Consider the following 12,341-nt stretch of genomic DNA (forward strand, 5'->3'; position numbering starts at 1 on the left):
TCGGACTCAGAGCGTGCTGGGTGTGGGAGGGTGGCCGGGTAGCCGCACCACATGCAAGAAAGAGTTGTCGATCTTGCGGATCACGTCGGCGAACTGATCGAAGTCGACGGGTTTGGTGATGCAGACGTTGGCGTGCAGCCGGTAACTGCGTAGCAAGTCTTCTTCGGCTGCGGAGGAGGTCAGCCAGCACCTCACGGCCATCGCGGCTGGGGAGATTCAAATCGAGCAGGACCAGATCCGGGCGGAGCGCATCTCTGTACAGGCCCCGTGGCGGTGCAGGAACTGCAAGGCTTGCTATGCCACAACGTTGCATAGATGTCCCGCAACGCCCCTGCGATGAGTGCCGGGGGGTTCCCCCTGCGCCGAGCGCACTGAGTAACCACGTCATTGCCGTCTACCTCCGGTCCCTATCAGGGGCCGGTTGCACGCGATCGCCTTGTCCTGCTCCGGCCCGGATGTAGAGTTTGCGTCCCGCCGCGCCGGTGAGACCGAACGCGACCGTGCTCGCGGTCAGCACGAGCGTGCCGGCGCCGAGCACGGCGTCGTCGACGCCGAGACGTTCGGCTTCCATCGTCAGATAGAACAATGCGGATACCCCCACCGGCCCGAACCAGCCGAGATACATCGCGTCGGGCAGCGGTAGATGCAGTGGCCGTCGCAACAACAGTACGACCGGGATCCGCCGCAGAAGCAGGACAGCGACCACCAGGGCGGGCGCCTTCCAGCCCAGCTCGGCCCACTGCTGCCACGGTAGGGCGGCGCCGAGCAGGAAGAACAACGGCAGGACTGCGAACCTGTTGACGGCCTCGTCGATCTCGACTTCGGAAGTCCGTTCGGCGCCGGTGCCGACGGCGTTGAAGGCCAGGCCGCCGACGAATACGGCGAGCACCCCGTCGACCTGCAGCAGACCGGCCACGCCGAGGATTCCCAGTGCCAGCACAACGGTGAACAACAGGGCCGGGCCGTGTGCGGTGGCGCCGTGCTTGTCACCCAGTCGCAGTGCTGCACCGCCTACGGCGCCGAGGAGTGCGCCGGCGATCAGGGCGCCGAGGACCTGCCACAGTGATTCGGTGATCGCCGCACCGGCGCTGAGTGGACCGGCGACCGCGATCGCGGCGACCACCAGTGGCAGCGCCAGGCCGTCGTTCGCGCCGGATTCGAGCGAGAGCAGCTGTCGGTCCCGGGCGGGTAGGTCCCGTTCGGCGAGATCTCCGGTGACCACACTCGAGGCCAGCACCGGATCGGTGGGACAGATCGCGGTGCCGAACAACAGAGCCGCGGCCAGCGGTAATCCGGCCACCGCCCATCCGAGTCCGGTCGAGATCGCCGCCATCGCGGGCATGACGATCAACAGCAACACGGCCAGTGCGCGGCGGTGGCGACGCACCGCGGCGATGGGGTAACGCAAGGCAACCGCCATCACGGACACGGCCAAGAGAACCCTGGCGAGCTCGTGGAACAGACCGTGTTCGACCGTCACCGGTGCGATCGGCAACGCATCGAGCAGTTGGGGACCGAGCAGTACCCCGGCAAGCAGACCGAGTAGGGGTTCGGACAACGGCAGTCGGCGCATCGTCGAGGAAATCGCTGCCACGACCACGCCGAGCGCGCCGACCACGGCGAGAACGACATCGATGTGCATGACCGTCGCATTCCCGGATCGACCCCTGGCAATCCTGCACGGCCCGACGAGGGGGCTCGTGCCGGATCGCGGGCCCAGATTCGGACGGTCAGTAGTCAGTAGTCACCGCCGGTGGCGCCGGAGTGATGTCCCAACCGTCGCAGATGAGTGCGCCGGCTCAGGCGGATCACAGGCCGGGCGAGAAAATCGAGCGAGCCGAGCAAGAACAGCCAGGTGCCGGCGGTCTGGGTGGAGTCGAAGAAGAACAACACGCTGCCGACGGTGAAGAACACCGCGATCAGGACGTCGTTGACGATCGAGGCTGTCTCGTACCGGTTGTCGATCACGACCTGCTCCCGGCCGACGGACAGTCGCAGCGACGGATCTGCGTGGGTGCGATCGGTGGCCATGGCCGGGCGAGTACCCGCGTGCAGGTGCGGGTACGCCCGACGAATGTGGTTCGGCAGCTGGTCCGATCCGATGCCTGTGGTGCGCGTCGGTGCGGCCGCCTATCTCTGGCTGGTAGTTCGTACTGCGAATCTCGGCAAAACGAACCCTGGCCAAACTCAACGCCTGCGTGGTGCGGGTGGCGGTGCGCTCATACCGGCCGGCACCGAGTTTGTCGGTGGCCTCGGCTTCGATCAGCGCCTGCATGCCTGCAGGCCGGTGCGGATCAGTTCGGCGAACACGCTGGCGCTGTCGGCGCCGGTGAGTGCGTCGAGCTGAGCGAGCAGGGCAGGGCAGGGCAGGATGATCGTGGGTCATCGCGTAGCTGCTTTCTGTGAGTCACTGTGGTAGGTAACTCGTTGATCACTACGCAATGGCCCACCCCCCGGTGAGGGTCGACACGCCGTGGACCTGTCCGGATGTCCTCACCAGATTCCCACCACTCCCCGGGACTTACCCCGCCCGCGAGAAGGAAGTTCTGCTCACCTGACTGGCAGCGGACTCGAAGACCGAAGCGGCGAGGCGGCTGTTCATCTCGCACCCGTGGATGTGGACTCTGTCCACCCGGTTCAGGCCGCGCGCAGGGAACTCAGCGCCGCGTGCTGCTCGACACCGACCCGTCCCGGCGCCACGGCGAGCGCCACCGCGGTCTGCCACGAGTCGAGACCCACGATGGTGCGCAGGATGAGGATCTCCTGCTGGAGTCGGGTCAGAGGGAAGGCCCGCGGGCTCGCGAACTCGGCATCGGCCGCGTCGGCGACCAGCGTGTAGGCCAACCGCAGGAAAGGCCGGTCGGCTCCGGACGGCGCGGTGAGCTCGGCGAGAATCGCACGGCAGGCGGCCAGGGCGAGACGATCGGCGTCGGCGAAGGTACCTCCGGCGGCTTTCGCACGGGCCCGGAAGTAGGCGATCACGAGCGGATGCAGGTCGCGCAGAAGTCGTGGGATCGCGGTGGCGTCGCCGCTCGCGACCGTCCACGCCAACTCACACGTCGTGAACTGTGAGGCGGTGACATCCGTCCCCGCTCCGAATCCCCGTCCGCCGCTCGCCATTGTCCCCCCTCGTGCTCGTTCCCGAGCCTAGGGGACCGACGAAGTCTCCGACATCCCTCGTTCGGATGATTCTTCTCTTGTGACCCGATGGTGAGCAGGTCGCAACCTGGCGGGCAGCCATCGTGGCGGACGGTCGGGAGCCTGGTCGAGCACACCACCGACGGGATCGTCGACGAAGCCGTACCGCACGGGATCCCGCACCGGACGCCGGATCTGCCACAGCACAACCGCGCACAGTGCCACGACGGCGACGTCGCGCAGGAAGACCGTGGCGGTGAACCACTGCTCCGGCAGCCCCTTCCGATCGGGACCGAGGTAGTAGTACATGCGCGGAACCCACACCAGCGCATCGATCGTCATCCAGGCGACCAGTGCGCGCCGGTGGGGTACGGCCAGCACGGCGAGCGGCACGAGCCACAGCGAATACTGCGGACTCCACACCTTGTTCGTGAGCAGGAAGGCCGCGACGAGAAGGAAACACAGCTGCGCGAGGCGGGGACGGCGCGGCGCGGTGAGCCCGATCCACCCGATCGCGGCGCAGGCCGCGGCGAACAACACGAGCGAGACCCCATTGAAGGTCGAGGCCGACCAGGCCGGCCAGCCCACGAACGAGTGCAGCACGTTGTAGATCGAATCCGGATCCGCTCCGCGATCGGAGTTGAGTCGGAAGAACTCCGCCCACCCGCTCGGGTACAGCACCATGATCGGCAGGTTCACCACTAGCCACGCCGCGGCGGCCGCTCCCGCGGTGCGGGCAAACGACCGCAGGTGGCCGGTCCGCAGGCACAGCACCAGCAGCGGACCGAGCAACAGCAAGGGATACAACTTCGTCGCCGCACCGAGGCCGAGCAGGACGCCGGCGAGAACCGGTCGACGGCGGGCCCACGCCAGCAGACCACCCGCGGCGAAGGCCGTGGCCAGGGCATCGAAGTTCGTGAAGGCGTGCACCACGACCAGTGGTGACGCCGCGACGAGCGCGGCGTCCCAGATCCTGCGGCCCGCCGACATCGCGGTGGCCCACACCGTGACGAGCCAGGCGAGCGCGAGACCGACCGCGACGACGGCGAAGTAGATCGCGACCTGCAGTGCATCGGGGAGCCACGGTGTGGCGTCCCACGCCTTCGCGATGCGCATCGAGCCGTACTGGTAGAGCCCCGCGAGCACCGGATACTCCATGTACCGGGTCTGCATCTGCCCGTCCGGGCCGGGTTCCTCCCACGACGTCCGGTACGGGAAGGCGCCCTCGGCGAGCCGTTCGGCACCGTAGAGCGGAACGATGTCGGAATAACACATCGCCACGTACTGCCGGTTGCCGCTCCAGTCCAGGCCGAGCGCGCCGTCGGGACCGACGGGTCCCTGCTGGACGCAGGCCGCCTTCGTGAACCAGCCGAAGGCGAGGAAGACGACCGCGAGCAGCAACATCGCCCGCAGGGGAGTGAAGAAGCGGGTGCGCCCGAGCACGGCGTGCCGGCCCACCGGACCGCCGATGACGGCGGTCAGGCGCGACACCGTCGGGTCGGTACGCCCGGGGGTGTCGCGCCAGTCCAGGGAACGACGATCCTCGGCCGGTGGTGCAGCGGACACCACCGGCCGGGCGTCGGATCCCCGGTCGTCGCTCACGCGGCGAGGCTACCCGGCCGGAGCGTATTCGAACGCGCCCTGGGGACTACCGCCCTGCGCGCCCTGGAATCCGCCTCCCTGCGCGCCCGGGATCGCGGGGCTCTCGAGTCCCGGGATGCGGTTCTGCGGAGGCGATCCACCCTCGTCGGAGTCGTCGCCGGTACCACCGCCGGTTCCGCCGCCGGTATCCTCGCTCTCCTCCTCCTGACCGCCGTTGCCGGGACGGGAGGGCGCGTTCTGGGTGGTCGTCTGCGGGGCGACACCCGGAACGGGGATGGTGACGCCGGGGAAGATCTCCACGTTCTGCGTGGTGATCTCCGGAACCTCGGGAAGACTCGGCACGACACGCGAGGTGGTGGTCTGCTCACGGGTGGCCGGAGCTGTCGTCGACGCGGTCCACGCCGGCACGCCGGAGACACCGGCGATCGGTTCCGGCTTCGGGAACGACTCGACCTCGGTGCCCTCGAGAGCGCCGTCCATCGTGTCCTTCCAGATGTCCGACGGGATACCCGAGCCGTAGATCATGCCGCCCCAGCTGTTCTCGAGGGGCAGGCCCTCCTCGGTGCCGACCCACACCGCGGTCGACAGCGACGGGGTGTAACCGACCATCCACGCGTCCTTGTTGGAGCCGGTGTCGCCGAGCTGAGCGGTACCGGTCTTCGACGCGGACGGACGGCCGCCGGCCAGGGCGTGGCCGTTCGAGTACGCGGCGATCGGGGTCATCGCGGAAGTGGTGTTGTCGGCCACCGCCGCGTCGACGACCTGCTCACCGGCAGGGGTGCCACGGTCGAGGAGCACCTCGCCGTCGGACGTCACGACCTTCTGCACGAAGTACGGCTCGTGATGACGGCCGGACGCCGCGAGCGTGGCGTACGCCGAGGCCATGTCGAGCACGCGCGACTGGTACTGGCCCAGCACGATGCCGTAGTTGGGGCCGACGCCCTCCGGCTCGGTGAGTGTCTCACCGATGCCCGGCAGTTCCTTCGCGACACCCAGCTTGTGCGCCATGTCGGCGATGGCCTGCGGGCCGTTGTCCATCTCGAGCATCATCCGGTAGAAGCTCGTGTTCAGCGACCGCTTGAGCGCTTCGGCGATGGTGCACTGCCCGCACGACTCGCCCTCGACGTTGCCGATCTTGATGCCGTTGACCGTCAGCGGACCGCTGTCGTAGGTCTGCGACAACGGCACGCCCTGGTCGAGGTTGGCGGCCAGGCCGAACACCTTGAACGACGACCCCGTCTGCAGACCGGACTGGGCGAAGTCGTAACCGACACCGCTCTCCCCGCCGTAGTAGGCGCGGATCGCCCCGGACCGGGGATCGACCGACACCACCGCGGTACGCAACTCCTCGGGTTCGCCCTCGAGATTGCTCTGCGCCGCCTCGACCGCCGACTGCTGGGCCTGGGGGTCGATCGTCGTGGTGATCTGGAGACCGGCCGTATTGAGGAGATTCTCGTCGATGCCCTCGCGGGACAACTCGGCGAGCACCTGGTTCTTGATCAGACCTTCGGGGCCGGACGACTGGTCGCCGTTGTCGAGCTCAGCGATCGGCACGTAGGCCGGGTACTTCATACCCGACCGTTCGGCGGCATCGAGCGTGCCGGCGGCGACCATGCCGTCGAGCACGTAGTTCCAGCGCGCCTCCGCACCCTCGGGGTTCTGCTCGGGATCGAGCAGCGACGGCAACTGGATCGACGACGCGAGCACGGCGCCCTCCTCGACGGTGAGCTCACCGACGGGCTTGCCGAAGTACGCGTTCGACGCCGCTGCGATGCCGTAGGCACCGCGACCGAAGTAGATGGTGTTGAGGTAGGCCGCGAGGATGTCGTCCTTGGCCCACTGGTTCGCCATCTTCGTCGACAGCACCAGCTCCTTGAGCTTTCGCGTCAACGTCCGCTCGGAACCGACGACGGCGACCTTCACGTACTGCTGGGTGATGGTCGAACCACCACCGGCGCTGTCGCGGCCGAGCACGTTGTCGCGGGCGGCACGCGCGAAGCCGGTGACCGAGAAGCCGGGATTGCTGTAGAAATCGCGGTCCTCGGCGGCGAGCACGGCGTTGCGGACGTGCACGGGGATCGCGTCGAGTTCGACCTCGGTGCGGTTGCCCTCCGGTGGGATCACCTTCGTGATGACACCCTGACCGTCGGAGTTGAAGATGGTCGCGGCCTGGTTCGTCTGCAGCTCACCGGGGCGCGGCACGTCCTGGACGATGTACGCCAGCATGAACATGAGGATCGGGACGAGGATGCCGGCGGCGACCACGCCGTAACCGATCCGGCGGATCGTGCGCCAGCGGTTGCTCTTGCCGTCGCCCTTTCCACCCCCGGCGCCGCCACCCGAACCGCCACCGGGCGGAACCGTGGGAGGTCCGCCTGCGGGCGGGCCACCGGCAACGCGCGTCGTGGGTGCATCGTCCGCAGCACTCGCACTCTTTGCAGCACTCGCACCGACTGCAGCGCTCGCCGCGGAGACCCGCTGCGTCGGGGCATCCGCTCCGGGACGCTGCGCACCTGCCGCGTCCGCTCCGGGACGCTGCGCACCTGCCGCGTCCGCTCCGGGACGCATGGCGACGGTCGGATCGGCCTGCGGCGTGCGCTGGACGGGAGGCACCGCGCCGGGCGGCAACGTGCCGGGCCGCGGCGGCATCGACTGGTTGGGGTTACGCGGCTGGTTGGCGCCCGGGGCGGGCACCGGTCCGCGCGGTGGGTACGGCTGTCCCGGTCGGCCCTGCTGGGGGCCCGGCCCCTGCCCCTGACCGGGAGCCGGAGGACGCTGTCCCTGGCCGGGGGACTGAGGGCGCTGTCCCTGGACGGGGGCTTGAGGACGCTGCCCCGGACCGGGAGCCTGGGGCGGGTACGGCGGCCGGCTGCCGGGGCGCGGCGGTTGCTGACCTGCGGGGCCACCGGGCTGTCCGCCCGGTCGGCCCGGCTGGCCCTGTGCTCCCGGCTGACCCTGCGGGCGCGGTTGCGGCGGCAACGGACGACCCTGCACCGGGCCCTGGGCAGGGCGCTGCTGTCCCGGAGCGGGCTGTCCCGGACCCGGCTGTCCCTGACCGGCACCGGCAGGAGGACCGGGACGTTGCTGCCCGGGTTGCGGTCCGGCGGGACCGCTGCGCTGGGGCGGGACGGCCTTGTTGTCCTCGGGTTCGTTGTCGGGGGAACTCACGTACTCATCTCCAACTGTTCTCGCGACGCATCACGCCGCGGCCTCGACACTGCTCCACGAAGAGCCGATCGGCGATGCCGACGGACGGCAGTCGATCGACGATGTGCGCAGCGGACGACGCGACGATCAGGTCGTGCGGGTCGGACCCAGGAGCGAACTCCACGAGAAAGCGTACGGGCACGTTGCCGGTACCCCTTCACTCGCTGGCGGTACGACGGCTCGATCCCGTCGACCGGCGACGCGGGCTCTTGGGTGCTGGTTGCGATCCCAGGACGTACGACTGCACCAGGTGATTCCAGCTGCAGGTGCGGCACACCTCGACCACGTGAACCGAGAATTCCTCCTGGCTGGCGGCCAGACGCACCAACTCTTCGGGGGTGCGCGCCGACCCGGACACCGGACCGAGTTTGTCGCCGAAGACCCACGAGACAAGGGTCAACTGCTCCTTACGGCAGATGGGGCACATCACATCGCTGCCCCGGCCGTGAAATTTCGCCGCCCGCAGCAGATAGGGGCTCGCGTCGCAGACCTCGCTGACTCCGCGTCGCCCCGAGTAGACCTCTGCGAGCAGCGAGCGCCGCTGCAACGCGTAGTCCACCACCTGCCGCTGAATTCGCACGGCTTCCAGAGTACGTGCGGGCGATGCGGCGAGGGGCGGGGAGTGGCCCACCGGACATCGAAGACGGGTGGTCGAGGTGGCACCGACGCATGTCCGATCGGGTCCGGAGAAGGGTGCCCGCCCGCAACCGGACGTGACACGAACCGTATGGGGCGTATCGTTGTATATATCGGCGCGATATAGTTCCGTGTCGTATCAATCGGTTGGTTCGAACGGAAACAGGAGGTGACCCGTGCTGGAACTGGCGATACTCGGGCTCCTCCTCGAATCGCCCATGCACGGCTACGAGCTGCGCAAGCGTCTGACCGGGCTCCTCGGAGCCTTCCGCGCCTTCTCCTACGGGTCGCTCTATCCGACTCTGCGGAGGATGCAGGCGGACGGCCTCATCGAAGAGGATCCGGGAATTCCCGGTCCCGTGAAACGACGTGCCCGCCGCGTCTATCAGCTCACCCCGAAGGGTCGAGAACGCTTCACCGAGCTGGTCGCCGACACGGGACCGCAGAACTACACCGATGACGGATTCGGCGTGCACCTCGCCTTCTTCGGTCGCACTCCCGCCGAAGCGCGGATGCGAATTCTCGAAGGCAGGCGCCGCCAGGTCGAGGAGCGCAGAGAAGCGCTCCGCGATGCGATCGGACGGGCCAGCGGCACACTCGATCGTTACACCCGTCAGCTCCATCAGCTCGGCCTCGAGTCCAGCGAGCGCGAGGTGCGCTGGCTCAACGAACTCATCGCCGCCGAGCAGTCGTCAGCAGCACGCAACAAAGAAGGAGAACCCGACCATGGGTGAGAACAGCACCGCGGTGCGCGTGGCCATTGTGGGCGTGGGGAACTGTGCCTCTTCCCTGGTCCAGGGCGTCGAGTACTACAAGGATGCGGACGCCGAGACCACCGTCCCCGGCCTGATGCACGTCGAATTCGGTCCCTACCACGTGCGCGACGTCCAGTTCGTCGCCGCGTTCGACGTGGATGCCAAGAAGGTCGGCTTCGACCTGTCCGAGGCGATCCTCGCGAGCGAGAACAACACCATCAAGATCGCCGATGTGCCGCCGCTCGGCGTGCCCGTGCAGCGCGGCCACACGCTCGACGGCATCGGCAAGTACTACGCCGAGACCATCGAGCTGTCCGACACCGAGCCCGTCGACGTGGTTCAGGCGCTCAAGGACGCCCAGGTCGACGTTCTCGTCTCCTACCTCCCCGTGGGTTCCGAAGAGGCCGACAAGTTCTACGCGCAGTGCGCCATCGACGCGGGCGTCGCCTTCGTCAACGCTCTCCCCGTGTTCATCGCCTCCGACCCCGAGTGGGCGCAGAAGTTCACCGACGCCGGTGTCCCGATCGTCGGCGACGACATCAAATCGCAGGTCGGCGCCACCATCACCCACCGCGTGATGGCAAAGCTGTTCGAGGACCGCGGTGTCGTGCTCGACCGCACGTACCAGCTCAACGTCGGCGGCAACATGGACTTCAAGAACATGCTCGAGCGCGAGCGTCTGGAGTCGAAGAAGGTCTCCAAGACCCAGGCCGTCACGTCGAACCTCAACGGCCCCCTCGCCGGCAAGGTCCACGACCGCGACGTGCACATCGGCCCCTCCGACTACGTGCAGTGGCTCGACGACCGCAAGTGGGCATACGTCCGCCTGGAGGGTCGCGCCTTCGGTGACGCCCCGCTGAACCTCGAGTACAAGCTCGAGGTCTGGGACTCCCCGAACTCGGCCGGCATCATCATCGACGCCATCCGCGCGGCGAAGATCGCCAAGGACCGCGGCATCGGCGGCCCGATCCTCCCGGCTTCGGCATACCTGATGAAGTCCCCGCCGGTCCAGATGGCCGACGATTCCGCTCGTGCCCAGCTCGAGGCGTTCATCATCGGAGCCGACGCGTAAGTCGTTCTCCCGCAGTATTTCCGGCGAAGGCCGCATCCCTCACGTGGGATGCGGCCTTCGCCGTTGCCGCTGTGGGTTCCGGACCCGCCTACGCCATCTTCCGGATCACCGACAGCGGCAGCACCTTCATCGCGTAGCCGAGCGGAATCCACGGCCAGCCCGGCACGTACGCCTTGGCCGGTTCCTTCTCGATCGCAGCCGCCAGTGCGCGACAACCTGTTTCGGTGTCGACGATGAACGGGACCTTCTTCACCTTCTCGTTGATCTCCGACCGGATGTATCCCGGGAAGATCGTGCTCACCGAGATGTCGGTGTCGGCGAGGTCGGCCCGCATCCCCTCACCGAGCGAGGCGACGGCGGCCTTCGACGCGGCGTAGGTCGTCAGGTTGCGCGGCATGCCCCGCACCGCGCTCATGGACGAGATGAGGACGACGTGCCCGCGCCCACGGGGCCGCATGAGCTCGAGGGCCGCTTCGCTCTGCGCCAGTGCACCGAGGAAGTTGGTGTTCGCCGTCTGGGCGTTCGCGCGGAAGTAGCCGGTACCGAGCGGTTGTCCCTTGCCGAGGCCGGCGTTGACGATCACCCGGTCGAGACCACCGAGCTCCTCGTCGAACTCGCGGAAGACGGTGAACACGTCGTCGTGCTTGTTCACATCGAGAGCGCGCACGCTCACGGTGATGCCCGGGTACGCGGCGAGCAGTTCGTCCCGCAGCTCCTCGAGCCGTTCGACGCGCCGAGCGGCGAGCGCGAGATTCCTTCCTCGCGCGGCGAATTCACGCGCCATTCCGGCACCGAGGCCGGAACTCGCACCGGTGATGAGGATGTTCCGTCGCTGCGGGCGGCTCATCGGCTCTCCTTCTCGTATCGATCGATCAATGCACTGCAACGGGATTCGAGATAGCCGACCACGATCCAGAAGTCCTTGAAGGCAGGATTGGAGGTGTGGCCGTGGTGATAGCGGTAGTAGATCTGCTGGGCGATCACGGCGAGGCGGAACAGTCCGAACACCTCGTAGAATCCCCAACCGTCCACCGGCAGTCCGGTTCGCTCGGAATAGTATTCGACGATCTCCTGACGAGTGAGCATGCCGGGGAGATCGGACGGCTGTCGCTTCGTCAGCAGCAGCATGTCGTCGTCGTCCGTCTGGACCCAGTAGGCGAGCGACGAGCCGAGGTCCATCAAGGGGTCGCCGATGGTGGCCAGCTCCCAGTCGAGGACCGCGACCGGATTCAGCGGATCGTTCTCGTCGAGGACGATGTTGTCGAGCCGGAAGTCGCCGTGGATCACGGTCTGCGCGACGTCCTGCGGCTGCCGAGCCGCCAACCACTCGGTGACACGGGCGAAGTCGGGGACGTTGTCGGTGCGGGCCTTGGCGTAGCGCGACGTCCAGCCCGCGACCTGCCGTGCGACGTAACCGGATCCGCGACCCAGTTCGGACAGTCCTGCGGACTCCGGATCGATGCCGTGCAGTTCGACGAGCAGATCGACGATGCGCAGGCACAGGGTGCGGGTATCCGCTTCGGAGAGGTCGAGTTGCGTGGGCGGATTCGTCCGCAGAATGTTTCCGGGAACGCGGTCCATGACGTAGAAGTCGCTGCCGAGCACGCTGTGATCGGTGCACAGGCCGATCATGGTGGGCACGTAGGGGTAGACCGGTGCGAGCATCGACTGGATGCGGTACTCGCGTGCCATGTCGTGACCGGACGACGGCTTCGCCCCGGCCGGCGGCCGGCGCAGCACGAGATCGCGATCCGGATAGCGCAGCAGGTAGGTCAGGTTGGATGCGCCGCCGGAGAACTGGCGGACCTCCGGCACTCCGGTGATGCCGGCGTGCTCGGCGAGCCAGGCCGCGACCGCGTCGACGTCGAAGGCGTCTTCCTCGCGAACGGTGCGGGCGTTGTCGGGAAGTGTGGTCATCGTCGAAATCTCCC

The 12,341-nt window shown here is 67.8% G+C and carries 11 protein-coding genes and 2 pseudogenes; 2 read left to right on the plus strand and 11 right to left on the minus strand.

The genetic code is table 11. From position 1 onward, the window contains the following. Positions 1-6 precede the first annotated feature (6 nt). The 9 genes and pseudogenes from RBB84_RS20660 to RBB84_RS20700 all read right to left on the minus strand — a co-directional run. Positions 7-294 (minus strand): annotated as a pseudogene (locus RBB84_RS20660) (response regulator); the annotation flags it as partial. Between the two features lie 100 nt (positions 295-394). Continuing rightward, positions 395-1,642: a cation:proton antiporter gene (locus RBB84_RS20665; RefSeq protein ID WP_024102473.1), complete on the minus strand. Its 1,248-nt coding sequence runs from the start codon at positions 1,640-1,642 to the stop codon at positions 395-397. Positions 1,643-1,737: 95 nt separating this feature from the next. Further along, a complete protein-coding gene (locus tag RBB84_RS20670; RefSeq protein ID WP_350246690.1) occupies positions 1,738-2,031 on the minus strand; it encodes a YrhK family protein in 294 nt (97 codons plus the stop codon). Positions 2,032-2,197: 166 nt separating this feature from the next. Then, a pseudogene (locus tag RBB84_RS20675) lies at positions 2,198-2,386 on the minus strand (IS256 family transposase); the annotation flags it as partial. A 251-nt stretch (positions 2,387-2,637) separates the two neighbouring features. After that, complete coding sequence (locus RBB84_RS20680) at positions 2,638-3,120, minus strand: hypothetical protein (protein WP_024102475.1); 483 nt, start codon at positions 3,118-3,120, stop codon at positions 2,638-2,640. Positions 3,121-3,147: 27 nt separating this feature from the next. Continuing rightward, entirely contained in the window at positions 3,148-4,740 is a 1,593-nt protein-coding gene (locus RBB84_RS20685) for a glycosyltransferase family 87 protein (protein ID WP_006550818.1), read from the minus strand. Between the two features lie 9 nt (positions 4,741-4,749). Then, positions 4,750-7,389 carry a transglycosylase domain-containing protein gene (locus tag RBB84_RS20690; RefSeq protein ID WP_350247699.1) on the minus strand — a complete coding sequence of 880 codons (2,640 nt, stop codon included), beginning with the start codon at positions 7,387-7,389 and terminating at the stop codon, positions 4,750-4,752. 523 nt (positions 7,390-7,912) lie between these two features. After that, a complete protein-coding gene (locus RBB84_RS20695) occupies positions 7,913-8,089 on the minus strand; it encodes a hypothetical protein (protein WP_153811623.1) in 177 nt (58 codons plus the stop codon). A gap of 15 nt (positions 8,090-8,104) precedes the next feature. Then, on the minus strand, positions 8,105-8,506 hold the full coding sequence (locus RBB84_RS20700) for a DUF5318 family protein (protein WP_006550820.1): 402 nt from the start codon (positions 8,504-8,506) through the stop codon (positions 8,105-8,107). A gap of 253 nt (positions 8,507-8,759) precedes the next feature. Between RBB84_RS20700 and RBB84_RS20705 the strand changes: the two genes are divergently transcribed. Then, positions 8,760-9,317, plus strand: coding sequence for a PadR family transcriptional regulator (locus RBB84_RS20705; RefSeq protein ID WP_006550821.1), 558 nt, complete (start codon positions 8,760-8,762; stop codon positions 9,315-9,317). Further along, entirely contained in the window at positions 9,310-10,410 is a 1,101-nt protein-coding gene (locus RBB84_RS20710; protein WP_006550822.1) for an inositol-3-phosphate synthase, read from the plus strand. Before RBB84_RS20705 ends, RBB84_RS20710 begins: the two co-directional genes overlap by 8 nt. A gap of 88 nt (positions 10,411-10,498) precedes the next feature. Here RBB84_RS20710 and RBB84_RS20715 read toward each other — a convergent pair whose 3' ends face one another. Beyond that, positions 10,499-11,257, minus strand: coding sequence for an SDR family oxidoreductase (locus RBB84_RS20715; RefSeq protein ID WP_006550823.1), 759 nt, complete (start codon positions 11,255-11,257; stop codon positions 10,499-10,501). Continuing rightward, positions 11,254-12,327, minus strand: coding sequence for a phosphotransferase family protein (locus RBB84_RS20720; protein ID WP_350246692.1), 1,074 nt, complete (start codon positions 12,325-12,327; stop codon positions 11,254-11,256). Before RBB84_RS20720 ends, RBB84_RS20715 begins: the two co-directional genes overlap by 4 nt. Positions 12,328-12,341 lie beyond the last annotated feature (14 nt).

Origin of the sequence: Rhodococcus sp. D-6, assembly GCF_040256695.1 — a bacterium.
Lineage (GTDB): Bacteria > Actinomycetota > Actinomycetes > Mycobacteriales > Mycobacteriaceae > Rhodococcus > Rhodococcus pyridinivorans.